This window comes from Ancylomarina sp. 16SWW S1-10-2 (assembly GCF_009669305.1).
Taxonomy (GTDB): Bacteria; Bacteroidota; Bacteroidia; order Bacteroidales; family Marinifilaceae; genus Ancylomarina.
This window is the reverse complement of the sequence record NZ_SADB01000004.1, coordinates 1-26,882: the sequence shown is the minus strand read 5'-3', so window position 1 is coordinate 26,882 and position 26,882 is coordinate 1. Positions and strand designations below refer to the sequence as shown.

General features: G+C 34.1%; 21 protein-coding genes. 7 read left to right on the top strand and 14 right to left on the bottom strand.

Going from position 1 to position 26,882, the window contains the following annotated elements:
* The first annotated feature begins 51 nt into the window (after positions 1 to 51).
* Entirely contained in the window at positions 52 to 1,191 is a 1,140-nt protein-coding gene (locus tag EMN46_RS04105; protein WP_154199410.1) for a carboxypeptidase-like regulatory domain-containing protein, read from the top strand.
* A 129-nt stretch (positions 1,192 to 1,320) separates the two neighbouring features.
* On the opposite strand, the gene prfB is transcribed toward EMN46_RS04105, so the two are convergent.
* The 6 genes from prfB to EMN46_RS04075 form a co-directional block, all read right to left on the bottom strand.
* A protein-coding gene (gene prfB / locus EMN46_RS04100) for a peptide chain release factor 2 (RefSeq protein WP_154199409.1) occupies positions 1,321 to 2,422 on the bottom strand; the annotation gives its coding sequence in 2 pieces (ribosomal slippage) (positions 1,321 to 2,358 and positions 2,360 to 2,422; 1,101 coding nt in all).
* Between the two features lie 111 nt (positions 2,423 to 2,533).
* Complete coding sequence (gene yidD / locus EMN46_RS04095; RefSeq protein WP_229130269.1) at positions 2,534 to 2,737, bottom strand: membrane protein insertion efficiency factor YidD; 204 nt, start codon at positions 2,735 to 2,737, stop codon at positions 2,534 to 2,536.
* Entirely contained in the window at positions 2,721 to 3,167 is a 447-nt protein-coding gene (locus tag EMN46_RS04090; protein WP_154199407.1) for a ribonuclease P protein component, read from the bottom strand. Before EMN46_RS04090 ends, yidD begins: the two co-directional genes overlap by 17 nt.
* Before the next feature lie 142 nt (positions 3,168 to 3,309).
* On the bottom strand, positions 3,310 to 4,068 hold the full coding sequence (locus tag EMN46_RS04085) for a uroporphyrinogen-III synthase (protein WP_154199406.1): 759 nt from the start codon (positions 4,066 to 4,068) through the stop codon (positions 3,310 to 3,312).
* A gap of 44 nt (positions 4,069 to 4,112) precedes the next feature.
* On the bottom strand, positions 4,113 to 5,045 hold the full coding sequence (locus EMN46_RS04080; RefSeq protein WP_154199405.1) for a DUF4271 domain-containing protein: 933 nt from the start codon (positions 5,043 to 5,045) through the stop codon (positions 4,113 to 4,115).
* Positions 5,046 to 5,158: 113 nt separating this feature from the next.
* A complete protein-coding gene (locus EMN46_RS04075; RefSeq protein ID WP_195715180.1) occupies positions 5,159 to 6,001 on the bottom strand; it encodes an MBL fold metallo-hydrolase in 843 nt (280 codons plus the stop codon).
* Between the two features lie 287 nt (positions 6,002 to 6,288).
* Here EMN46_RS04075 and murC point away from each other — a divergent pair, with 287 nt between their 5' ends.
* Positions 6,289 to 7,647, top strand: coding sequence for a UDP-N-acetylmuramate--L-alanine ligase (gene murC, locus EMN46_RS04070; protein WP_154199403.1), 1,359 nt, complete (start codon positions 6,289 to 6,291; stop codon positions 7,645 to 7,647).
* A gap of 325 nt (positions 7,648 to 7,972) precedes the next feature.
* Positions 7,973 to 8,623 (top strand): uracil phosphoribosyltransferase, encoded by a 651-nt coding sequence (upp, locus tag EMN46_RS04065; RefSeq protein WP_154199402.1) that lies wholly within the window; start codon positions 7,973 to 7,975, stop codon positions 8,621 to 8,623.
* Between the two features lie 72 nt (positions 8,624 to 8,695).
* On the opposite strand, the gene EMN46_RS04060 is transcribed toward upp, so the two are convergent.
* The gene (locus tag EMN46_RS04060) at positions 8,696 to 10,354 is read right to left on the bottom strand and encodes a S41 family peptidase (RefSeq protein ID WP_154199401.1); all 1,659 of its coding nucleotides are present in this window, start codon (positions 10,352 to 10,354) and stop codon (positions 8,696 to 8,698) included.
* Positions 10,355 to 10,923: 569 nt separating this feature from the next.
* On the opposite strand from EMN46_RS04060, the gene lpxK reads away from it, so the two are divergent.
* The 3 genes from lpxK (at position 10,924) to EMN46_RS04045 (ending at position 13,759) form a co-directional block, all read left to right on the top strand.
* Entirely contained in the window at positions 10,924 to 12,012 is a 1,089-nt protein-coding gene (lpxK, locus tag EMN46_RS04055) for a tetraacyldisaccharide 4'-kinase (protein ID WP_154199400.1), read from the top strand.
* Between the two features lie 201 nt (positions 12,013 to 12,213).
* Positions 12,214 to 13,032: a 2,3,4,5-tetrahydropyridine-2,6-dicarboxylate N-succinyltransferase gene (locus EMN46_RS04050; RefSeq protein ID WP_154199399.1), complete on the top strand. Its 819-nt coding sequence runs from the start codon at positions 12,214 to 12,216 to the stop codon at positions 13,030 to 13,032.
* A gap of 163 nt (positions 13,033 to 13,195) precedes the next feature.
* On the top strand, positions 13,196 to 13,759 hold the full coding sequence (locus EMN46_RS04045) for an L-threonylcarbamoyladenylate synthase (protein ID WP_154199398.1): 564 nt from the start codon (positions 13,196 to 13,198) through the stop codon (positions 13,757 to 13,759).
* 83 nt (positions 13,760 to 13,842) lie between these two features.
* Here the strand turns inward: EMN46_RS04045 and EMN46_RS04040 are convergent, their stop codons facing one another.
* The 6 genes from EMN46_RS04040 to EMN46_RS04015 all read right to left on the bottom strand — a co-directional run bounded on the left by EMN46_RS04040 (position 13,843) and on the right by EMN46_RS04015 (position 24,316).
* Positions 13,843 to 14,715: a diacylglycerol kinase family protein gene (locus EMN46_RS04040; protein WP_154199397.1), complete on the bottom strand. Its 873-nt coding sequence runs from the start codon at positions 14,713 to 14,715 to the stop codon at positions 13,843 to 13,845.
* A 159-nt stretch (positions 14,716 to 14,874) separates the two neighbouring features.
* On the bottom strand, positions 14,875 to 15,795 hold the full coding sequence (locus EMN46_RS04035; protein WP_154199396.1) for a DUF58 domain-containing protein: 921 nt from the start codon (positions 15,793 to 15,795) through the stop codon (positions 14,875 to 14,877).
* Between the two features lie 113 nt (positions 15,796 to 15,908).
* Positions 15,909 to 16,226, bottom strand: coding sequence for a thioredoxin (gene trxA / locus EMN46_RS04030; protein WP_154199395.1), 318 nt, complete (start codon positions 16,224 to 16,226; stop codon positions 15,909 to 15,911).
* A 91-nt stretch (positions 16,227 to 16,317) separates the two neighbouring features.
* Positions 16,318 to 19,908: a DNA polymerase III subunit alpha gene (locus EMN46_RS04025; RefSeq protein WP_154199394.1), complete on the bottom strand. Its 3,591-nt coding sequence runs from the start codon at positions 19,906 to 19,908 to the stop codon at positions 16,318 to 16,320.
* A gap of 634 nt (positions 19,909 to 20,542) precedes the next feature.
* The gene (locus tag EMN46_RS04020; RefSeq protein WP_195715179.1) at positions 20,543 to 22,621 is read right to left on the bottom strand and encodes a DUF748 domain-containing protein; all 2,079 of its coding nucleotides are present in this window, start codon (positions 22,619 to 22,621) and stop codon (positions 20,543 to 20,545) included.
* Positions 22,622 to 23,551: 930 nt separating this feature from the next.
* Positions 23,552 to 24,316: an exodeoxyribonuclease III gene (locus EMN46_RS04015; protein WP_154199392.1), complete on the bottom strand. Its 765-nt coding sequence runs from the start codon at positions 24,314 to 24,316 to the stop codon at positions 23,552 to 23,554.
* Between the two features lie 226 nt (positions 24,317 to 24,542).
* Here EMN46_RS04015 and EMN46_RS04010 point away from each other — a divergent pair, with 226 nt between their 5' ends.
* The gene (locus EMN46_RS04010) at positions 24,543 to 25,334 is read left to right on the top strand and encodes a class I SAM-dependent methyltransferase (RefSeq protein WP_154199391.1); all 792 of its coding nucleotides are present in this window, start codon (positions 24,543 to 24,545) and stop codon (positions 25,332 to 25,334) included.
* Positions 25,335 to 25,968: 634 nt separating this feature from the next.
* On the opposite strand, the gene EMN46_RS04005 is transcribed toward EMN46_RS04010, so the two are convergent.
* Entirely contained in the window at positions 25,969 to 26,736 is a 768-nt protein-coding gene (locus EMN46_RS04005; protein ID WP_154199390.1) for a LytTR family DNA-binding domain-containing protein, read from the bottom strand.
* Between the last annotated feature and the right edge of the window lie 146 nt (positions 26,737 to 26,882).

The following is a 26,882-nucleotide window of genomic DNA, read 5'->3' as shown; positions in this document are numbered from 1 at the left end:
TCAGATAAATTCTAAACCTAATGGATCGTGTGAAAACTTATACTTCAATTGATGATTAAACACATATTTCTTATACTCATATTATTACTTCTTTACTGCAAGACTGAAGCTCAAGTTTCTGGAACAATTAAAGATCAGAAAGGCAAGCCCTTGGTTTTTGCAAGCGTAGTTGTAAAAGGTCAAAACACGGGTACAGCTACTGATACTTTAGGGTTGTTTCATATTGACGCTCAATTGGGTGATACAATTCTAATTTATCACCTCAATGTTGGTTGTCAGGAGCATGTTATTAACTCATCTCCCTCAACTATTATTTTGAATAAAAAAAACCACAGCTTGACAGAGATTGAAGTATCAAATAATTTCGCCTTTAAGCTTTTCGATTCGTGCAGATTAAACACATATAAAAAACTTCGCAATCAATACAATTTAAGAGCTTATTGGAGGGGAATCGAAACATCAAATAATGATACACTCCAATTGGTAGATATCGATTTTGATGTCTGTCAGGAAAAACTCAGAAAAATAGGCAAGGAAGCAGTAATAAACCTTAAGAAAATACAAGAACGAAAACTGGTAAGACCTGCAACATCGAAGATTTTAAAACAATTTGATTTTCAATCACGAGTAAAACCTTTTGAAAATAATTTTCTAATCTATAAAAATTTTAATGAAGATTATATCTACAAAATTAGAGAAAATGATGACAACTTAATCTTATCATTTGCACCCAAAAGGAAAATTAAAAAAGCTTATAATAATATTGAAGTTGCAATTCGGAAAAATGATTTTTGCATAGATTATATATCATCTTGTACAGCAAAAAATAAACAAATCTACGCTCAAGAAAAATCAGTATCAAAAAACATTACTAGAACTAATATTGAAGTCGCATTGTTTTTAAAATACAGTTACACCAAAGACTTCTGTTATCTATCCTATTATGAGATGATCAAAACTTTTCTTGTTTCGTCTGATGAAGGTGTTTCAAACAGAATGAATCATAAATCAGCTTATCAGGTATATAATCCTGAAATAAAAAATTGCGATTTAAGAACTGGAAAAAACATAATGCGTTACAGCATTCTTGATAAGGCTGAGAATAATTATATTGATAAATTCTGGAAGAATCCACAATTTATCAAACAACCCCCAATAGATTATGGTAAATTAAAAATAATTAACGAATAAGATTCTTTCTCCGATTGGATATAGTCGATAGCATATGGCATCCAAAACTCACGATTTTAAAAAATCCAATAAAAAAGAGCAGAAACCAATAAGTCTCTGCTCTTCATATATCTATTTCAACGAACTGAATTAGTCCTCTTTATTGTCTCCACCATATTCCATTAAATAGGCTTTGATGAAACCATCCAAATCACCATCTAAAACGGCTTGTACGTTTGAGGTTTCGTATCCAGTACGAACATCTTTAACCATTTTGTAGGGCTGCATCACATACGAACGAATTTGTGAGCCCCACTCTATCTTTTTCTTGGAGCCTTCAATCTTGTCAAGCTTTTCCTGTCGCTTACGCAATTCAAGCTCGTAAAGCTGCGATTTAAGCAAGCGTAAAGCATTCTCCCTATTTCCCAATTGTGAACGAGTTTCGGTGTTCTCTATAATGATGCCAGTGGGTGCATGTCGAACACGAACGCCTGTCTCCACCTTATTCACATTCTGGCCTCCTGCACCACCCGATCGGAACGTATCCCAGGTAATGTCTGCAGGGTTGATTTTAATATCAATCGTATCGTCAATAGCAGGATAAACATAGACCGAAGCAAAAGTTGTCATTCGCTTATTGGCCGCATTAAAGGGTGATAAACGCACCAAACGATGCACACCAGACTCAGCTTTTAGGAATCCGAAAGCAAAATCACCTTCAAACTCAAGGGTCGCCGATTTAATTCCCGCTTCGTCACCTTCTTGATATTCTATTTGACGAACCTTATATCCATTAGCTTCACCATAGCGCAAATACATGCGATATAGCATACCAGCCCAATCTAAACTCTCGGTTCCACCAGCACCCGAATTAATTTTCATAATAGCGCCAAAATGATCTTCTTCCTTACGAAGCATATTCTTAAGCTCCAAAGCTTCAAGTAGTTTTATGCTCAAAGCATATTGTTCATCCACATCTTCGGGCTCAGCTTCACCTTCTTTAGCAAATTCATAAAGAACCTGTAAATCATCCTCTGCAGCCTTAACTTCATCATACGATTCAACCCAAGTTTTTAGCGTTTTTACTTTCTTCATCTGCAACTCAGCTTCCTTAGGATTATCCCAAAAACCAGGAACTTGAGTTCTCAAATCTTCTTCTTGTATCTGAATTAGTTTGGCATCAACGTCAAAGATACCTCCTCAACGCGATCGTGCGCTCCGCTAATTCTTTTAGCTGGTCATTTGTTATCATGTGAATGTCATTTTTTAAATGAAGTCAAAGTTAACAAAATTCAATTGCTAACTGCCAACAGGAATGTCAACCTATTTATTTTTTATCGATAAAAAACACGGGGAAAACAGATCATTTTTTTGGTACAGGATCGTGTCCATGTCCACCCCAAGGGTTACAGGATAGAATACGTTTTATGGCTAAATAACTACCTTTAAACGGACCATGAGTCTTTAATGCTTGTATGGCATAAGTTGAGCATGTAGGTGTGTAACGACAAGCAGATGGTGTCATTGGGGAAATAAACAACTGATAAAACCTAATCGGTAATATCATGATGAAGAGAATCCCTTTCTTTAATGCTCGTAGTATACTTGTCATATTCGGTTCCAATTCGCTCGAGAGCTTTTACGAGTTTCGTATCCATCTCGGCTGTTTTCAGAATAGTCTTAGGCAAATATACAATCATAAATGATATTTGAGCCTCTCTTTCATTCAAATCCTTATAAAGCAGATGCTTGTTTAATCTGTAAATTTCACGAATTCTTCGCTTCAGAAGGTTTCGCGTAACAGCTAGCTTAAAACTTCTTTTGGTAACCGTAATAGCAACTTGAGCAGGGAACTCAACATTTAGAGGTGTGCTTTTCCAAACGATACGAAAAGGATAGCATGTAAAACCATTACCATCGGCAAACAAACTACTAATTCGTTTTCTGTGACAAAGACGCTCGTCTTTTGTGAATTTATATCGTAAAGAATCGGTCATGGATTATTTTTGCTTAGAGCATAAAATTACTAAAATATCTAAGTACAGAAGATAAATTTAAAGTAACAAAAAAGGGGAAAGCAACTTTCCCCAATTTCTTTCGAAGTGATTTTTATAATTACAAAAATCGACATACAATATTTTACTTGTCCTTGTTCTCTTTATTAAACGCTTTAATATACTGATCCAAAGCCATAGTCATTGATGGTGCTTGAGGCATTGGCGCTTGAATATCAAGACGTAGATGAGAATCTAGTACAGCTTTTGAAGTTGCAGGACCAAAAGCAGCAATTACAGTTTTATTCTGAGTAAAATCAGGAAAGTTCTGTATTAAAGATTTGATTCCTGATGGGCTATAAAAAGCAAGGATATCATAATTTACATCAGCTAAATCAGATAAATCACTGCATACTGTTTTGTAAAAAATAGCCTTAGTGTACTTGATATTACTTTTATTCAACAAAGCAGGAATTGATTGCTTGTGAATATCAGAAAGTGGCAATAAAAATTTTTCTTTCTTGTGCTTAACGATAGTATCAATTAAGTCTTCAAATACTCTAACACCAAAAAAGATTTTTCTCTTACGGTATACAATGTACTTCTGAAGATAAAAAGCAGTTGATTCTGAAATACAAAAATATTTCATATCATCTGGAATCGTAACACGCATTTCCTCTGCAATTCTAAAGAAATGATCAATAGCTGTTCTACTGGTAAAAATAACAGCAGTATGATCGAGAATGTTAATTCTTTCTTGTCTGAATTCTTTAGCACTTATGCCTTCAACTTGAATGAAAGGGCGAAAATCAATTTTTAGGTTGTATTTTTCTGCCAAATCGAAATAAGGTGACTTTTCCGTTTGGGGCTTCGGTTGCGAAACTAATATTGTTTTGATTTTCAAGGCGATATTCTTTAATTAAAACATTATTTTCCACTAAATTTTTCCTACCCTACCAATAATTTGTAAATCATTAGCAAAGGGAATATTTCCAGAGCGCAAAGATACAAAATCATATAAAATATTGAAACATGTTTGCGGAATAATATTTTCAATCCACGCAATAATCTTAAAACATAAAAGAAAGAAATCATGAAACCACCAATATACATAAGCCATACCACTGCAAAAGACTGGACAAAAGGCATGGCAATAATCACAGGAAAAAGGAACAATCCGATGTTTTTATTGTAAAGAAAAGTTGTAAACAGATACTCTTTACTCTCATTATCGCCCTTAAAAATATACCCCAAACTCCTTATTACAATAACCTTTCCAATATAAAGACAGCATACCCCTACCAAAAGAAAAATAAATTCTTTGAAACCATACTGTTGATTAAAAATCCTTGAATTATGGTTCATTACGTTAATTACAAACAAAGAAATATTCACAACAAACAAAACATTTATTGTCGAAGAAGCTTTTATTATGTTGATATTTCTCTCTAGAAATAGATTATTAGCAGTATGAAAATTAAAAATAGACTCAACAAGTTTTGATAAATACTTACCAAACAGGAACCTAACAGATGCGAGTAGAAATAATGAAAACAAAATAACCCCAACGAACCAATCATTACCAAAGCCTATATTCTGAAATCGAGATATGGCGTTTCCACCAAATCGAGGTTCTTGCTTTACTTCCACCTGATGCAAAGTGTCTGTATTAAAAATTGCATTATTTATTGTAAACATAGAATCACCGACTGTGGACTCAGATCCTATATATTCGTGCTTACCATTTATAGAATCATCAGAAATAGATTCCTTAATTGTATCTCTTTGTACATAACTAATTGACTTACTTCCTAACGATTTAGAAAGGTTAGTCAGTGTATCATTAACCACATTAAAATCAGCAAAATAGTTACTCTTCATAGTTTTGCAATGTCTCTCAGAATTATTATTTCACAAATATACATGAATAAAGGAAATCTAAATTATAAACCATTTAATAGATCATATTTATTCAAAAATCTAAATATCAACTTTTAAAATAAGCTCTTTAAAGTAAAACTTTTGTCTGGTTTAACACCTCTTTCTGTTTGTTTTAGCGAACAACACTCGTTATGAATATCGTGTTGAAAAAAGAATGTGTAATGCTTTTCAACCGCCTCCTTAAGAAATATCTCTTTCTCTTTTAAGCTTACAGTTGGATACAAATCATAGGCGGCAATCCATTTTATATTCATATTAGCCATGGTTGGGATAAAGTCGGCTGAAAAAACGATTGTATTTTTTTCATTATGGACTAAAACAGCCATTAAACCTTTGGTATGACCATTAAACAGCCTAACTTCTATATTGGGAAAAAGCTGCATATCATCTTCTATAAACTTTAATTTTCCAGATTCAAAAACAGGCATCATATTCTCAGGAAAATAACTATCTCCCTCACGCACATTAGGATTCAGATAATTCTCCCATTGTGTTTTACTTACCCAATGTGTCGCATTAGGAAAAACAAGTTCCAATTCTTTAGATCCATTCTTATATCGAGTAGATCCTCCGCAATGATCAAAATGAAGATGCGTAAAAATAACATCAGTGATATCCTCAAAATCGAAACCCAAACTATTTAATGAATTTTTTAAGCTTGTATCAACAACATAATTGTGATAACCAACTTCTGACTCTGAAAGCTTATCTCCTACGCCATTGTCAATTAAAATGCGACGATCACCATCAACAACCAACATACTTCTTAGAGCACAATCACAAAGATTATTTTCATCGGAAGGATATTTTTTACTCCACATAAATTTTGGTACAAGACCGAACATAGCCCCTCCATCGCATTTAAACGTGCCTGTTTCTATCGAATATATCTTCATTTTCTTCTCTTGTTTTATTCTCATTTATTCTAATTGGGCTTAAAGTAAGAAAGAAAAAAGAATACCTCCAATCACAAAGGATTTGATTATATTTAACTTTTCTTATTTTAAAGATGCTTGAGAAAGGTTTAACAAAACCATTTGGGGCTAAAACCAAACCTTTAAAATTCAAGTATCAATATAATTAGCACAAACCAACACCCTATTAATAAGCAATTAATAGATTTACAAATAATTAAGCACTAATATTAATCATTTTAAATATTAATGTCAAAAAAATAAAATCAATGAGAGTACATTTTATTGCTATTGGAGGAGCCGCTATGCATAATCTAGCTCTAGCTCTACATAAAAAAGGATTTCAAGTTACTGGGTCGGATGATGAAATATTTGAACCCTCAAAAAGCCGACTAGACCAATTTGGCTTATTACCTGAAAAATGGGGCTGGTTTCCTGACAAAATAAACTCTTATATAGATGCAGTTATACTTGGTATGCATGCTAGAATTGATAATCCAGAGCTTCTGAAAGCAAAAGAATTGGGTCTAAAAATATACTCTTACCCAGAATATATATACGAACAAACAAAGGATAAAACTCGAATTGTAATTGGTGGTTCTCATGGAAAAACAACAACAACCTCGATGATTATGCATGTTTTGAAAAGCAACAATATTGACTTTGATTACATGGTTGGAGCTCAAATTGAAGGTTTCGACACCATGGTAAAACTGAGTCATGATGCAAAAATTGCCGTATTTGAAGGTGATGAATATCTTGCCTCGCCTATCGATCCACGTCCAAAATTTCATTTGTATCATCCGCACATTGCCCTACTGACAGGAATTGCATGGGATCACATTAACGTATTTCCAACTTTCGAAAATTATTTAAGCCAGTTTGAAAAGTTCATTGGCTATATTAAACCTCAAGGGAGCCTCATTTATTTTGAGAAAGATGAGCATATTGCTAAGATGGTTGAAAATAAACGAAATGACATTAAGTATTTACCTTACAAGTCACATCCGAGTAAGGTGAAGAATGGCATCAGTTCATTGATAACTAAAGAAGGTGATATCGAACTGAATATTTTTGGAGAACACAATCTTCAAAATCTGCAGGGAGCTCATCTAATTTGTAAAGAATTAGGTTTAAGTGACGAACAATTCTATAGTACAATTAGGAGTTTTGGAGGCGCAGCCAAACGCCTACAAACCTTAGCTCAAAACGAACAAACAATCGTATATCAGGACTTTGCACACTCACCTTCGAAACTAGAAGCAACCACTAAGGCTGTAAAAAACCAATTTCCTGACCGAAAACTAGTGGCATGCATGGAGCTTCATACTTTTAGTAGTTTAAAGGAAGAATTTCTACCAGAATACCATAACAGTATGGCCTTAGCAGATGTAGCTATGGTTTATTTCAATCCTAAAACTGTTGAACACAAAAAATTGAAAGCTATAACTGCCGAACAAGTTCAAAAAGCATTTGGAGGAAGCAACCTAAAGGTTTACACAGATTCTAATATTTTAGTCAATGATTTAATGAAAATGAACTATACAAAAACGAATCTTCTTTTAATGAGTTCGGGAAATTTTTCAGGCATAAATCTTAAAGAATTAGCCGATAAAATAATTAAGTGAAAATATTTTTTCAATTTAAATTGAGATTAATTAGAGGTGCTACTATTTAGCATCTCTTTTTTATATCCGCATATCCCCTATCGCATTAAGTTAATAAACATTCAATCTCAAACTTAGCAAAACATCTACAAACATAGCTATTACAACAAATCTACAGACAAAGCACCAATCAATTACAATATTTATGTTATCCACAAAAACAAACACTTAAGCTTCTTGAGAAATTTAAAATATCAAAAGCAGCTAAAAAACAGATGAATGAGATAGAGAAAAATTCTATAGATATGCCTACATTTGCGTTCAGCTAAATTTTAAATACAAGATCATGGTGCACACTATTGGGGAAAACAACTCCCTATTCAACCAATTTATAGCTGAAATTCGCGACGTAGATATCCAAAAAGATCCTCTACGATTCAGAAGAAACCTAGAAAGAGTAGGTGAAATCTTTGCTTATGAAATCAGCAAGACCTTAAATTATTCTGAAAAAGAAGTTCAAACTCCACTTGGAACTGCAACAACCAATCTACCTAAAGATGAGATTGTAGTTGCTTCGATTCTTAGAGCAGGATTACCATTACACAATGGTTTATTAAGCTACTTTGATCGTTCTGAAAATGCTTTCATATCTGCTTATAGAAATTTTAATGAAGCTGGGGAGTTCGAAATTAAGTTCGAATACATTGCCTCTCCTTCTATCGATGGAAAAATTGTTATTTTGGCTGATCCAATGCTAGCCACAGGTTCATCAATGGAGTTAGCTTACAAGGCTATGCTCACAAAAGGAACACCAAAGCATGTTCACATTGTTTCTGTTATTGCTAGTAAAGAAGGTGTTGAATTGGTAAAAGAAAAACTTAATGGTGAAAACATCACACTTTGGATGGGTGTTGTAGATCCTAAGTTAAACTCTAAATCATATATCATTCCTGGTTGTGGTGACGCTGGAGATTTAGCTTTTGGTTCAAAACTATAAGAAGAACAAAACTATCATATACTAAAAAAGACCTGCAAATTGCAGGTCTTTTTTTATATCTAATTTTCAAATCTACTTCTTCAAAATCTTATTATATTCCTTTTGATTTTTAAGTGTAGAAACAGCTTCCTTAAGCACCTTATCATCACGAAGAGCATATAATATACCACCTATTTGATATTGATAACGTTTTACAATTTCGTGGGTTAAAAGCGTCTTAATTTCCTTATCGAACATCTTTAGATCACGATCTAAGTTTGGTGTTAACTTAGCTGTTATATTATCAAATTCATCCTTCGCAATGGAATAATACTTCTCTTCTTTTGCAGCTTTCTTCAGTGCTTCCAAAATTTCAGTACTCTCAGATTCATAATCAAACTTCTCTGTCTTTAAAAATTGCTTAAAATCCTCATAATCCGCGTCAGATAATTCAAAAGATTTTGCATCTGCTATTTCAGCATGTTTATTGGCATAAAGTGTAGCGTAATCAAATATCTCCTGTTTTCGAATAAGTCCCACAGACAAACTACTAAAATACTCCATTTCAACTTTCACATCAGGAAGAATACCTCCACCATCAAAAACTTCACGTCCATTCTTTGTATTAAACTTACTAATTAAACTATCAGGTACTTTCCCAACACTACCATCCTCATTACGATGGGTGTAGTCTAAGGCTTGAATACATCTTCCACTAGGAATATAATATTTTGCTGTAGTTACTTTTAACTTAGAGTTATAGCTAAGATTACGAGTTGTTTGCACAAGACCTTTTCCAAAAGTACGCTGACCAACAACAACTCCTCTATCCAAATCCTGAATAGCACCCGAAACAATTTCTGAAGCTGAAGCTGAACCTCTATTTACAAGAACAGCAATCGGAATTTCAGTATCAACAGGTACTTTTTCAGCCATATAAGTTTTATCCCATTGACTAACTTTCCCCTTAGTACTCACAATAGTTTCACCTTTTTTTACAAATAAATTCACAATATCAATTGCTTGATCAAGCAAACCACCAGGATTATTTCTTAGGTCGAGAATTATAGATTTTGCATTTTTTTCCTCAAGTTCACGTAAAGCATTTCTGACTTCACCTGCAGCTTTATTGGTAAATTGATTTAGGTTAATATAACCTACTGAATCATCAAGCATACCGTGATAGGGTACCGATTTTAATTGTATTTGTTCACGAACAACCTCTTTCTCAATGATTTTATCTACTCCTGGACGATGAATTTTAATGGTAAGCGGTTTATTTGCTTGTCCTTTTAAAAGGTTACTCACATCACTAGAACTTTTTCCCTTTATTTTAATACCATTAATTTCAACAAATACATCACCAGCTTTTAAACCCGCTTTATCTGCAGGAAGATCTTTATAAGGTTCTGCAATAATAATATCATCACCATGTTTACTAATTAATGAGCCAATACCAGCATACTCACCAGTTGTCATCAACTTAAAATCTTCCATTTCAGATTCAGGAATATAAGTTGTGTACGGATCAAGAGAAGCCAACATGGCATCCATACTTTTCTTAATTAAATCGCCAGCGTCTATTTCATCAACATAAAACAAATTTAGCTCTCTAAAAAGCGTATGATATATGTTTAGATTCTTACTGATTTCGAAATTCTTTTCGTCTCTGTTAAATCCAAAAAACAAAACACTACTTAATAATAGTGCTGCCAATGTTAATAGGATCCCCTTCTTCTTAAATATCCTCATATTTCGAAATTTGAATTTATAGATTTCTTAAAATTTAGGATTTAGGTCTGTCTGCAATTGATCTTAAACACCTAATCCTACAGCATTAGAGTATACTGTAAGCCAAAGATAGGAAATATGATTTAAGCTTGAGACTTTATTAACAATTATTAATGCAAGTAACATATGAGAACTAATAGTTAACAAAAACTAATTAATAATAAACCTACATCGTGAATCAAACCAAACATAAAAATAACATAATTTTGAAATTAATTAAATTGGCGCTACAGTCTTATTCTTAACGGGTTCAGAAACTACAAAGTCAAAAAGCAAATCATAAAAGTCCAATTTACAGATTCTTACATTTTTATTATTAAATATTTATACCTATATTTTATCCTGAATTAGCTTTAAGTCTAGTTTATTGGGTTAGTATTTATTAACTCCTATCTTGTTCTGAAGTTAATAATGGTTAGTGGTTAAAAAGCGATGAATTCTTTTCATCGCTTTGCTACTTTATAGTGGTTAAGTTTATTTTTAGAAAGAAATAATTAATTTTAGACCAAATTAATTCTGATAATTAATCTATGCGCAGCCTTCTGTCTTTTCTTAAATTTTTGCTAATACCTTTCACCCTTATCTACGCAAGTGTCCTTTCAGTTCGAAATTTAATGTTCGATTGGGGCTTCTTAAAATCAAGCTCTTTTGACCTTCCAATTATTTCAGTTGGAAATATTTCAGTTGGAGGAACAGGTAAAACACCACACACTGAGTATCTGATTCGTATTTTACAAGGGAAATACAAGCTAGCTAGTTTAAGTAGAGGTTACAAACGAAAATCGAAAGGTTTTATATTGGCTGATAAACATTCGAACTCATTGGATTTGGGTGATGAACCCATGCAGATGAATAGAAAATTCCCAAAGTTAAATGTAGCTGTTGACGCTGATAGAGTAAATGGTGTTCAGCAATTAATTACTAATAATAATGAATTAAAACTAGATTGTATTCTTCTTGACGATGCCTTCCAACACCGATATATCAAACCAGGTTTATCGATTCTATTAATTGATTATAACAGACCCATATCTCATGATTTTGTGATGCCAACGGGGCGACTGAGAGAAAGTACTTCTGGGAAAAAGAGAGCTGATATAATTATCATGAGTAAGTGTCCAAAAGATTTAAGCCAGTCTAAAGCTGATGAACTAAAAAAGGATATCAAGCCTCAAGCTCATCAAGAACTGTACTTTACTTGTCTTGATTATGCTCCTATTGAGCCTGTTTTTAAGACAAGCATCGAATTAGCACAGTTAAATGAGGCAAAAAAGGAATCTCTAGGCATTCTTCTTGTAACAGGAATTGCTAATCCAACTCCTCTAAGAAAGTATTTAAGTGCTTATTGTAGTGACTTAAACGAAATTCAATTTCCTGATCACTACACATTTAAGGACAAGGATATCCATCAAATAGAAAGAGAATTTAATAATCTAAAGACTGATAATAAGCTTATTATCACAACAGAAAAAGATGCCATCCGATTTATCGATATGAAAATTGAATCTGATATATTAAAAAAGAATATGGCTTATATTCCTCTACAAATAGAATTCCTTCACAAAACGAAAGATCAGTTTGATAAGCACATTCATCAGTTTGTAGAAAACTTTAACTAAAATCGATCTACACCAATAAGTGTAAACTTTAGCTAAATTTAACAACACACTAGCTTTGAAAAATTCAATAAATCAAAACTCTTTCTTAGCTTTGTTGAAATTAATCAAAATTCATACAATCTCTTGGACTTTAATGTAGTACAAAACCAAGTATTACAATGAAAATTATCATCGAGTCTAAGAAATAAAAAAAAGAATAATATGTACACAAATTTAAAGCAAAGCATTGAGGCAGCTTGGGATGATAGAAGTCTTTTAAAAAGCAGCGATGTTCAAGCTAATATCAACGAAGTAATTGAATTACTTGATAAAGGAACTCTTAGAACAGCAGAACCTACTGAAAACGGATGGCAAGTAAATGAGTGGGTTAAAAAGGCCGTTATTCTTTATTTTCCTATCCGTAAAATGGAAACCGTTGAAGTTGGTCCTTTCGAGTTTCACGATAAAATGGCTCTTAAAACGAACTATGCCGAACTAGGTGTTCGCGTGGTTCCTCATGCAATTGCTCGTTACGGTGCTTTTCTTGCTCGCGATGTAGTCATGATGCCATCTTACGTAAACATTGGGGCTCACGTTGACGAAGGAACTATGGTTGATACTTGGGCTACCGTTGGGTCATGTGCTCAAATTGGCAAACATGTTCACCTTAGTGGTGGCGTTGGTATTGGTGGTGTTTTAGAACCAATTCAAGCCGCTCCAGTAATTATTGAAGATAACTGCTTTATCGGATCTCGTTGTATCGTAGTTGAAGGTGTACACCTTGAAAAAGAAGTTGTACTTGGAGCCAATGTGGTTCTTACAAAATCAACTCGTATTATTGATGTAACTGGTGTAGAACCTGTAGAATATGATGGATATATTCCTGCTCGTTCGGTAGTTATTCCAGGTACAAGAACTAAAAAATTCCCTGCTGGCGAATATCAAGTTCCTTGTGCATTAATCATTGGTAAGCGTAAAGCTTCTACTAATCTTAAAACTTCGTTGAACGATGCTCTTCGAGAATATAACGTTGCTGTTTAACAAATAAGTACTTAAAGTTAAAAGTGACTTAAGTGACTAGATCATTTACAAGTCCTTTAAATGCATGAAATATTTATGAGTTCTGAAAAAGTTCCTTTGCGGATTTTGCGATTTACTCTTTGCGTTCTCTGCGTGGAATATAATTAGTACCTAAAACATTATTATGCATAATGATATAAAAAAAGCTTTAGAGGTTCTTAAAAATGGGGGAATCATACTTTATCCGACAGATACGATCTGGGGTATTGGTTGTGATGCAACAAATGTAGAAGCTGTAAAACGTGTTTATGAGATAAAGCAACGCAAAGATTCAAAATCGATGTTAGTTCTTATGGAGAATCCAAACCGTATTAGCTCGTATGTTGATGATGTGCCTGAGGTTGCTTTAGACTTAATAGAAGTTACCGATAAACCAACAACTATTATTTATTCAGGAGCCAAAAACTTGGCTAGTAACCTGATTAATTCTGATGGTAGTATTGGAATTCGAATCACAAACGAAGCATTTACTCAACAACTAATTCAACGTTTTAAAAAACCTATCGTTTCCACTTCTGCAAATATTAGTGGTGATGCTCCTGCGCAAAACTTCATGGAAATTAGTCAGGATATTATAGACGCTGTTGATTATGTGGTCGAATATCGCCAAGAAGAAATGGCTAAAGTTGAAGCATCTAGTATTATAAAAATAGGATCGGATTGGGGTGTTGAAATTATTAGAAAATAATTTTGGATCGCTGATCAGTCGAAAAATAAACAAGCCCTTAACTTCAATCAAGTTAAGGGCTTGTTCTATAATGTCAGTTTTACCTAATTCATTTTAATCACTTTAACGCTTTGCTTCTCAAGTGTAATATTTAAATCTTCTGTCATTAATCGGGGTTCACCATCTACATGATAAGTCTTCGAATTAGATTTAATAATCATCTCGCTAGCTCTCAAATATGTCATATATTTGGAGTTCTTAAACTTGCCCGTAAACATTTTATAAACCACAAATGGTGCGAGCAATAGTGGATATTTCTTCATCAATACAATTTCAAGTAAACCATCATCGTATTTCGCTTCAGGCGCAATAATGGCATTATTGCCAAATTGCCTAGTATTAGCAAGATAAACACCCCAAAATTTACCAGTAAGTTTAACTTGTCCAAGAAAGATCTCGACCGAAATTGGTTTAAAAGAGAAAAGGCCTTTTATGGTGCAATAGATATACTTTTTAAGTCCCCGAAATTTACTTCCTTCAAAAAGTGAAGCCACATAACTATCGAAGCCTAAGCCTGCAACATTTATCGAATAATCATCATTAATTTTAGCCAAATCGACCTTGCGAATTTCGCCTCGCAAAATATTCGAAATTAGATTACCTAAGTCAGCAGTAAAACCTAATTCCCGAGCAAAACCATTTCCAGATCCATTGGGAAGAACTGCAAAAATGATATCTTTATTTGCAACAAGATGCTTTAAAGTACAATTGACACTTCCATCACCGCCACAAATTACAACAACCTTATAATCAATAACCTTACTTACCCACAACTCATCAAACTCTTTAAGATTTTGAGTTAGGATATAATCGATATCATGACCACTTTTCTTAATTCCATTAATAATGGTTTCAGGTTTTTGAGTTCCAGAGTTTGGATTGATAACAAAAAGGATATCACGAGATTCTATTTGCATAGGAATTCTTTATTCTATGGTTTATAATTCCTCTTTTATCTATAAAGAAGAAAAGCTTTAGGTGTTGACAGTCAAGCTGCAAAAATAAAATGTTTTTTTCAGAATAGCTTGTAAAGAATACAAATTTCTATCTAAAATAAACTATCTACTTCGTATAGATCAACCTAGTTTTTTACGTTTAATCAGGTAAGCTTGTAAAACATCCTTAAAGGGTTTTCGTATATCTGCTTCAACCAAATCAATCGCAAATTGACTACATAAGAGTTTCATTTCATCATAAAACAGCTCTTGCTTTTTGGAGAAAGCTTCTCGAACCTCTGAAGGATTCAATTTAAGACTCTCCCCCGTTTCCATATCAATAAATTTAGATGGACGATTGGCAAAATTAAATTGGTTTTCTAAATCATGGTCAGTAACTGCAAACAAAACAACTTCGTGTTTATTATAGCGTAAATGCTGAAGTGCTTCAAGTATTTCCTGTGGACTATCATCTCCCATTAAATCAGAAAAAATAACAACTAAAGAACGCTTATGAATAACGTCGGCTAGATAATGTAAATTCGCAGAAAATCGAGTTGCTTTATTTAGTCCCAGATCTTCCTTATTATATATTTTTAAAAGCTCGGCATACAAATGTTGCGCATGAGTTACAGATAGTTTAGCCGGTGTTAAAAGTTCTATTTCATCAGAAAAAGTAGATAAACCAACGGCATCGCGTTGATGACGTAACAAGTGAATTAATGCCGCCGAACAAAGCACCGAAAACGCCATTTTAGACACTTTCTTGTCCTGATAAGGGAAAAGCATAGATGATGAAGTATCGATAACCAGATGAGCTCTAAGATTGGTTTCTTCCTCGAACTGTTTTACAAAAAGCTTATCGCTCCTGGCATACAGTTTCCAATCAATATGCTTAGTTGATTCACCTTTGTTATACAAACGATGTTCAGCAAATTCAACCGAAAAACCATGATAAGGACTCCGATGCAATCCAAGAAGGAAACCCTCAACAATTTGTTTAGCCATGAGCTCCAAGTTGTCAAATGCTTCAAATTCTAATAAATCTGTTAGTTGTTTCATTCTTGCGCTATAAAATAGACTGTTAGTTATCTAGTAGACTCTTCAAATTTGACAAAAAAAAGGCATAGAATTAAATTCTATGCCTTAAATATGATAACAACGCTTACTTTTTATTAAAGTATAGCATTCATTTTTTCAGCTATTGCTGTTTTTGGCACAGCACCTACTTGTTTATCTACAATCTCACCATCTTTAATGAAAAGAATAGTAGGAATGTTACGGATACCAAATTTAGCAGCAGTTGCAGGACTTGCGTCAACATCAACTTTAGTTACTACAAATTTGCCATCGAAATCTTGAGCTAATTCATCAACGATTGGTCCAACCATTCTACATGGTCCACACCACTCTGCCCAAAAGTCAACCAATACAGGTTTATCCGACTTCAAAACTATTTCCTCGAAATTAGTATCATCTACTTTAATAGTCATGGTTTTTATTTTTTTTGGTTTATATACAGCTATACTTTAAATTCAAACACTCATATGTAGCTATATAGAATATTGATTTTAAAGATGCAATTTAGTTAATTTTAAATTCAATGTCAGAATTATTTTTGAAATATTCGATCAAATCAGTAGAAAGTTTTACTTTACATGTTCGTGAGAACATTTTAAGCTTCATTTTCCCATCATCTACTATCACAAAATTAAGTAATAACTTTCCTTTATTATCTTCATTTGTCAAACAATTCTCCATCTCATTAACAAGTTCTTGAGTTAAACTCATTAACGGAATTGTAAGCGTAATTTGCTTTACTTTTTGTTCTAAAACATCAGATAAAAGGCCTATCGATTTTATTTTATACTCTAACTCAACTGAGTCTTTAGGCCAAGTTCGCTGTTGAACTCTTCCATTAATAAAAACTGAAAGTCCCTCAACAAAGTAATTATTAAATGTCACAAAATCTTTACCAAAGAAAGGCAATTCATACGAATCGGTAAAATCTTCAATGTTAACAATTGCAAAAGGATTCCCCGTTCTCGTAATTCCTCTACGAATGGCAGTAATCATACCTGCAACATTAACTTCCTTATCCTTAAACTGGATCATATCTGCTGATAATGCCGAAAAAGAAGCATTGCAAAATGAATCAATCTCCAAACGGTAATCGTCCAAAGGATGTGCAGAAAGGTAAATTCCAATCAAAGCTTTCTCCTTATTCAAACGTTCAAGCTTACTCCACTCTCCCGAGCTTGGCACTTTAGGAGGCGTAACCACATAATCTTCAACACCACCAAAAAGCGTTTGTTGCGCCATATCATGTTCAGCCTGTAACTTGTTTCCATATTTGGATAAAAGCTCAATAAAACTGATATCAAAATCATCGGTGGCAAAATACTGGCTACGATTAAATTCAAAGCTATCGAAACCACCAGACATGGCTAAATTTTCAAGGGTACGCTTATTAACTGTTCGAAGGTTAACACGTTCTACAAAATCAAAAATATCCTTGAAGTCACCATTCTCTCTTTCTTTGATAATATCTACAGCAGCAGCTTCTCCAACGCCTTTAATTGCAGCCATTCCAAACCGAACAGCACCTTCTTTATTTACTGTAAATCGAAGATAAGATTCATTTACATCTGGACCTAAAACCGGCAAACGCATACGCTTACACTCATCCATGAAGATGGTTACTTTATCGATATCAGAGAGGTTACGACTAAGTACCGCTGCCATAAATTCTGCTGGATGATGCGCCTTAAGATAACCTGTTTGATAAGCAATATAAGCATAACAAACCGAGTGAGATTTATTAAAAGCATACTGAGCAAATGCCTCCCAATCGAGCCAAATTTTATCAATCAAATCTTCAGGTTTCTCAATGTTACGAGTCACCTCTTTATCCTCAGAAACCCTCATTTTAAAGGTCTTTCCTTTCCCCTTAACTTCCTTGTCAAAACCCTCAATAAATTTATCGTTGGCCAAACAACCTTCGATAAATTTAACTTTAAGCTTATCCATTTCAGCTATCTTTTTCTTACCCATCGCTTTACGCAAAGAGTCAGACATACCACGCGTAAATCCTCCCAATGCTCTCGACTGAAGCATTACTTGCTCCTGATAAACGGTAATTCCATAGGTATCCTTCAGATATTCTTCCATGATAGGATGATCATAGACAATCTCTTCGATACCATGCTTACGATTTATAAAATTGGGAATATACTGCATTGGTCCTGGACGATAAAGCGCATTCATTGCCACAAGATCTTCAAAACGGTTAGGTTTCAAACCTTTCAAGTGCTTTTTCATTCCAGGTGATTCAAACTGAAAAATACCTGTTGTTTCACCATGAGAAAATAGCTCGAAAGTTAGCTCATCATCAATTGGAATCGTATCAATATCAAGATCAATACCCTTGGATAGCTTCACATTGGCAAGCGCATCCTTAATAATAGACAAAGTCTTCAGTCCCAAAAAGTCCATCTTAAGCATGCCTACATCCTCAACAAACCGACCGTCGTATTGGGTAACAAGTAAATTTATCCCTTTTACTTGCATAACAGGAATATGCTCAGTTAGGTCGTCACGACCAATTAAAACACCGCAGGCATGTACTCCCGTTTGGCGGACAGAACCTTCAAGATTCTCAGCAAAACCAAGTGTTTGAGCAACTAATTGATCATCCGATGTTCTTTCATCATTTAGTTCTGGAACCTCTTTAAAAGCTTTTGCTAAACTCATTTTTGGACCATCAGGAACCAGCTTAGCCAAGCGGTTTGACTCAGATAGTGGTAAATGAAGCACACGCGCCACATCCTTAATAGATGATTTGGCGGCCATGGTTCCAAAGGTGACAATGTGTGATACTCTATCGTGTCCATATTTTTTAGTTACCCAATCCATAACTTGCTGACGACCATCATCATCAAAGTCAATATCAATATCGGGCATTGAAATACGATCTGGATTCAAAAAACGCTCAAAAAGCAAATCGTATTTAATTGGGTCTATATTGGTAATTTTAATACTGTAGGCAACAACCGAACCAGCAGCCGAACCACGGCCAGGTCCAACAACCACTCCCATATCTCGGGCGGCTTTAATAAAATCCCAAGTAATCAAGAAATAACCTGGGAAACCCATTTTCTTAATCGTATCAAGCTCGAAATCTAAACGCTCTATATAACTCGCAGGTAAATCTTTTCCCCATCGTTCATAAGCACCTTCGTAGGACAAATGACGCAAATACTCATCAGCATCATCAAAACCTTCTGGCAATGGAAAATCGGGCATTAATGGAGACATATTCAGCTCATAATTCTCAACCTTATCGGCAATTTCTTGAGTATTTGAAATAGCTTCAGGTATATCAGCAAAAAGCTCGCTCATTTGAGCTGTTGTTTTCAAAAACTCTTGCTTAGTGTAGCGCATACGAGTTGGATCATCAAGATCTTTACCTGTATTCAAACATATAAGCAGGTCATGCGCATCAGCATCTTCTTCGTTCAAAAAGTGAGAATCGTTGGTCGCAATAACCTTCACATTATGCTTTTTAGAAAGCTCTAAAATCTTCTTATTGCACAATTCCTGATTGTCATAAATATCAGCATTCTTTACAGGATCGTTGGTTTTGTGACGCATCACCTCCAAATAATAATCCTCTCCAAATATTTTTTTATACCAATCTATAGTCTCGTCCAATTCAGTCCATCGCTCTTTCATAATAAGCTGTGGAACTTCACCACCCAAGCAAGCTGTTGAAATAATCAAACCTTCGTGATATTTTTCCAACAATTCCCTGTCAATACGCGGTTTATAATAAAAGCCATCAACATATCCAGCAGAAGCTAAACGCATTAAATTATGATATCCCACCTTGTTTTTGGCTAGAATAATCAGATGATATCCCGATCTATCTTGTCTCTCTTTTTTATCGAAACGCGTACGACGAGCAACATATGCTTCAATACCCAATATCGGTTTAATACCATTTGAAGTAGCTACAGAATGCAGTTCCTTTATTCCGAACATATTTCCATGATCAGTTAAAGCAATAGCAGACATGCCGTCTTCCTTAACTTTATCGATCATCCGCTTAATTTTTGAAGCGCCGTCGAGAATGGAATATTGAGAGTGAACGTGTAGGTGTGTAAATTTAGACATCGATATGTATATATTGAAATTACTAAAGGCGAGTGAATTACTAGCTAATCAAAACATTAAAAATCAACTCCAAAACTAGCTTTTCAGATCACATTCTGACAAATTTAATCTTTTTCTTTGGTTATATTCCTCTGATCAGCATCAAAATATTGAGGTTGATATTGTTCGATTTCTAATCTCTTATCATATTATTTAGATCACAAATATTTGGATAAAAAACAACAATCCAATACAAGTTGATTCAAATTAATATTCATCATATTATATAACTTACTGTAAAAATATGGCACTTTCATCAATTCAGAATCTATATATATAGATTATATACTAGCCGTTTAACGTGAATTACATGATATTCATCCTATTTACTTATAAAAAAAAGGCTTTAAAACTAACTCACGATTTCACAGCATTTTATAAAGTCATCAATTAGAATATCTTTGCACACTGATACTTTTATACAATTCATATAATCAGTCGCTTGCATCTGACGATAAGTCAAGCAAATACTTATCATGTCGATTAAACTACAAAAAGGTTTATGAGACATTCCATTAAGCTTTAATTGTATTTCTGAATCACTTACAACTAAGCTTTTAAACCCCAGACAACCCATCTGGGGTTTTCTATTTGTCTACTTCAAAGAAACTTCGACTCTATAATTAGGCGACTTAAGTTGCTCAGGCATGTTTCTCAAATCGGCTGTTTTCACTTTAAAAGATGCCTCATCCAAAGCCAAACTATCCTTCATAAAAATATTCAAAACCGTGTTTCGAGTTTGAAGCAAATTCATAAACATGGAATCGACCTTTAACCTTCCAACCTTCTTACTACAAAGAGAAGATAAACTGATTTCCTCTTCAGAATTAGGGTTTATATAAGCCATGAAATCAGAATTTGAGATCGCCCAACTTTTTAATTTATCATTGGAAAGATTGGGAGACGCAATACCTTGAGCTGTACAGTAAGTTTTTATTGAATTCTTGAGAGCCAACAATTCTTTTTCGTTTTTCAAGTTCGTTTCCTGAATAAATGAAAAACTTAACTCATCTTTCTTGGTTAAAATAGTTGCAATCTGCCTCAAATTCTTCTTCTGCGTTGCATCCAAACTATCTTGTAGTAGCTGAAAAGGTATACTTTTGATACTTTCAGGATCACCTCCAGCTAAGTTTCCTAGAATATTAAAAGGTTGACTCGCTGTTTTAATCAGAAATTTCAATAAGGTTTTCCAAACTATCTTGCCGACTCTAAAATCAGGATCTTCAGGATTACCCGATACAGGTAAATCAAACTCAATCTGATCATCTTTATCCTTTAGTAGATATAAAGCCAATCGAACTGGTGCTTTAAACGTATTCTTATCCTTGGTTTTATTACCAAAATCCAATTCCGAAATATGAATATGATTCTCATTCTTAAGCTGAGTAGCAGACATTGCAAGATTGGTATTATAATTGAATCCGCCTTGCGTAATAGGACGAGCAATATAAAACTCGGTGTAGGGTGAAAAGCTCATCATATCTAGATTTTCAAGCTTATTCTTAAAGTTTACCGATGAAAGATCTTTTAAACTAAATGTTCCCTCTCCTTCCGAACGGCCTGCTCCGTGCAGATTCATCGAATAAGATAGAGGTATTGAATCTACCTTTTCGGAAAGCATACCCATCTTGAAAGTGATATTTGACAAATCGTAAACAAAAGGTCGATTTAAGGTGTTATCCCTAAAGTTGACCAAACCATTATTTACCGATATACTTTTAACCTGATAAAACATATTTGAAGAATCGACCTCTACTTGAAGCGTATCTTGTGCTAAGGAATCAGCTTTCATGTAAGGCGCTATCACTCGCTCAATATTACTAGATTCCTTGTCTAAACTAGCGTAAATCTCAGGTGAGTCAACTTTAATATCTCCAATTTCGTAATATTCTGTACCAATATTCAGAGAATCTAGATCAACATCAACTTTTTTAGCTGCAAACAACTTTTTATCAGCACTATCAATCATCTCAAAATCAAGAACATTTGTTTGTCCAGATACAATCAAATTCATCGGATTATCAATGCTTCCAAGTAAATGAATAGTCGTATTTAGTTGTCCCGAAATGGCTGAAATATCAATATAATCAGACAAATAAACCCTTATGGGTTCCAAATCGACAGACTGTGTAGAGATATCTATCGTATAAGCATTCTTAGCATGGTCGATATCGGCAGCAACTTGAACTCTCCCCTTATCTCCCATGGCAAAGTCGACACCCATTTCCGATTTCTGATTATTCCATGCGATAAGCGGCAGTTTTAAATCCATCTTCTCAAAGGCAATGGTATTCTCTTTAACCTCATCGATATAACGAACAGACCCATTCTTAAACTGAATATTCTTAATGGAGAATTTCAAGTCTTTTTTCTCACTTGGCTCCTCAACAACAGAATCCTGAACTGGAATCAGACTATCAAAATTAAAACCTAAGCTATCTTGAATTACGGATACATTTAAACCATCGAGATAAATTTCTGAAAAGGCATATTCGCCTCCCAATAAATACCAAGGAGAAAAGTTAACACGCAGTTCATTAAAAGCTACGAAAGTATTTGTTTTATCTTCTTCAAAAAGATTGAATCCTTTTACGCCAAGGGCAACCTGAGCATAATTAAAATGTAATTCCGAAATTTCGAGCTTACGACCTACCAATTCCTCACTATTTTTCACCACCCAGTATTTAACTAGGGAGGATAAGAAGAAAAACAGAATAAAAAGAAGGGCAAAAATTGAGATTAGAATCTTCTTTTTCTTTGATAATTGGATTTTCATATGGACAGGATTGTAATCGTTTCTTAATAATGAAGGTAATAGTTACAGATTTACATTGATTGAACTTATTAAAGGTCAATTCTAAAATCGAGCACAAACTTAGTGTATTATTTATTCTTTTTGTCGAGTTTCTGATTGAAAAAAATGATAAGCTTATAGAGGTTTATTTACAATATTCTCATGAACTTGATAAAATCAAAGAAAGCCATCAGAATATCTATTCTGACGGCTTTTATTTTGATTTTCTCCTGCAGAGTATTGAGTTGGAGGTTTAGAACCTCCGTTTATCATATACTAAAAGCGATTGCAAATCGCTAACTCATCAAACCCAGATTACAAATCTGGGCTAGCTACCTCGCTCCTGCAGATTTATAATCTGCAGGTTTAAAGTTGGAGATTTTTAATCTCCTTTTTTCATGTACTAAAACGATTGTAAATCGCCAACTCATTAAGCCCAGATTGCAAATCTGGGCTAGCTTCTTTCGCTCCTGCGGATTTATTCGATTCTCTCATGAGCTCGTAAACTCGGTTGTAATCTGCAGGTATCGAGTTGGAGATTTGTAATCTCCTTGTAAATCTTCATAAAGAGCGATTGCAAATCGCTAACTCCTTAAACCTAGATTACAAATCTGGGTTAGCTTGCTCTGCTTCTGCGGATAATATCATCATGCTCTGACTGTAAGCAAGCTGTATATGTCAGAGTATGATTAATTCTCAAACAAACTTCTTACTGAAAGCCTCAACAAAAAAGTGAGACCCTCAGGAATAACAAAAGGCGATTGTAAATCGCCAACTCCAATAAGCCAGATTACAAATCTGGCTTAGCTATTAAGCATCTAGTTCAACTACCACAGGGCAATGATCAGAATGCACAATATCGGCAAGGATTGAAGCGCCTGTAAGCTTCTCTCGAAGGCTTTCACTCACCATATGATAATCGATACGCCAACCCAAATTTTTGCCACGAGAACCTGCTCTGTAGCTCCACCACGAATACTTATCTGGTGATTGGTCGAATACTCTAAAACTATCAATGAATCCTGAAGCTATAAACTCAGAAACCCATTCCCTTTCCTCTGGAAGGAAACCTGATACATTTTTCTTTTTCTCTGGCTTGTTAATATCAATTGGCTTATGACAAATGTTGTAGTCACCAGCAATTATTAGGTTCGGAATTTCCTTTTTTAATTCCTGAATATAGCTATGGAAATAGTTCAACCAATTCATTTTATATTCCTGACGAGGACCTCCTGTTGTTCCCGATGGATGATAAGTTGACATAACAGAGAAACCATCGAAATCGGCACGAATGGCGCGTCCTTCCACGTCAAATTCATCATTATCGACACCAATATAAACCTTGTTAGGTTTCACTTTGGTTAGGATTCCAACGCCCGAGTAACCTTTCTTTACAGCAGAATGCCAGTAGCAATGGTAGCCTAATTCTTCAAAAAGATGAGACTCGATTTGCTCAGGCTGAGCTTTGGTTTCTTGAACGCATAAAATGTCTGGATTTTCGGCTTTTAACCAGCCTACCAAATCTTTACTTATAGCGGCACGTATGCCATTTAGGTTATAGGATATAATCTTCATAATCGAATATTAATTTTAAAATGAAAAGGTCGTCACAAAACCTCTCCTTCTGTTTACAAAACTTAAAAGTAAGAAAATTCATGGGAGATAGAAATACTTATAACTATTAAGATTTGGATTTCGGTTATCAGTTATCGATGAGCATAGTTGAAGTATTGCCTTGAATAAAAGCACTAATTTACGCCACCATCAATTCAAAATCAGCATTCTTTACTTTCTTTGTAACATGAAACCCAATCAATACCAAGCTATTCTTGCTGCCTTAGATAAAATGAGCATCTCCAAGGCAGATATCACTCGAAAACACACCTCTGCTTTCGATGAATTTCACGTTCGTGGTCGAGCTGTTAGCGAAGAACTCTTCTCTCAAATTGAGCTAAACAAGGATTCTTTGGTACTCGATATGGGTTGTGGATTGGGCGGTACTTGTAGAATGATAGCCGAAAAGTACCATTGCATGGTTCATGGTATTGACTATTCTGATCGGAATATCGAAACGGCAAATTCACTATCTGAATTGATCGGTTTTGAGAAGCAAACTCTTTTTAAACAAGCTGATGCAACTGATCTTCCCTACCCTTCAGATTATTTTGATTTGATTATTACACAGCATGTTCAAATGTGTATAGCGGATAAAGTTAAACTCTACTCGGAAGTCAAAAGAGTACTTAAAAATGGTGGTCGATTTATCTATTACGATGTACTTAAAAAGAGTGATAATACACCAAACTACCCACTTCCTTGGGTTGATGAAGCAGCTCATAACCACCTGATAACAAGTCAGCAATTGAAAGAGCATTTGGATTCTCTAGGTTTCAAGAAAATATCATCGCAAGATGAAACACAAAAAGGGATTGATTTTCTTAACACCTTTTTAGCAAAAGCTGAAGATAAACCTGCCATACTCACAGGTCAAAAAATACTAATGGGCGACAATGCTCTTGAGAAAATCACAAACCTGCATCAAGCCATGAAAAATGAATTTGTAAGTTTGGAAAGCGGAGTTTATGAGTTGTAGAATTATGATTTCGGAGTTTTAAATAGTTGTATTGGCTTACATGCTTTGAATAACTAGTAAGTGTGAAAAATTACAATTAAATTGGGTTCTACTACGATTTTAGTGGATGACCTTACAATATCATAGTGAATATTAGTTTGAAATTTAAGTAAATTCTTTAAACTCTTCAATATTAAACGAGTTTTAATCTTCTACAATATCTCGTAAAAACTAAATTATATCTTTTATTTTATTTTTCTTTTGGCTTAATCCAAAAGAAACAAAAGATCAAGTCTCCATAAGACTCAGGGTAAATACTTCAGATATCATAAGTGCAACTGGGTGATCTCCTCGTTCCTCCGAGCTTCCCAGTTTTACTAATGATTTCTTTGTATTCTTACCCATCACCTTCTGAGGCCATTTACTGGTTTCTGCCTAACAAAACACTCTCAAAATGTTTTGATAAGATATGATTAAGATTGTGGAATTTTTCTTTGGTTATCGGAATCAGGATGACGGGTATGAGCTATTTCATCAAATTCATACCGTAATTGACGTATTTCCACTAAAATGGTAGTAGAACCTTAAATTGATATAAAAGAAGCTCATCCTTTCACTTGAAACAATGAGCTTTTTTCTTTGTATAGCACTAAATTTAATTTACTCCCAAGGATTCTTTAACTTGTTTCCTATAAGTCCGTCCGATATTTAATTGGATATCATCTACTAAAATATGGTCGTAAGAAAAACGCTTAAGTCTTCCTTTATTAATAATAAAAGAACGATGAATCCGTAAAAAATTCTCCGGTAATCTATCTTCCAAATTACTGATTTTTTCTTTCGTTTTTATTTCTTCACTACTGGTATGAATATTTACATAGTCGGATAAACTTTCAATATAAATGATATCCTCATACTTAATTTTACTTGTTTTTCGATTGGAAATAATCTCAAGATAGGTTTGTTTCATCTTTTCTTTTTCAAGCATAAATTCTTGAATAATTTGCTGTTTTTCCCTAATCTGCCGACTCAATAACAGAAAAGAACCAATAAATACCATCAAATAAAGTAGAGCGGCCAACAGAAATGTATTTGAGGCATTCGGACCTAGGTTGCTAAAGCTAAAATTACCAAGATATATAAAAGAAAACATCAGCACAATTGTCTCCAAATACATCGATATTATCGCCGTATAAAAAGAATATAAGCCAAACCTAACATATTTTTTTTGCAGATAATATCGAGGAACAAGAAAATAATTAAAGAAATACGACGTGCCAAGTACGATTGGCAAAAGCATACTTATAAAGAAAAATGCAGCAATATTATTTCCCCATGATAATCCGAAAACTAGCGTTAAAATTAGAAGAACAAAAATCCAGTAAAAAATATGATAATATGGATTTGACGATTTTTTAATCATCCTGAATTCAAGTTGCAAATGCAACTTTTTGATTATTTACAACATAATTATATTTTTCATTTGGAGTCAAGTAATTTAGACGCTTTCTAGGCCTATTATTTAGTTTATCTTGAACCCATTGTACTTTTTCATTTGTTATTCCATCA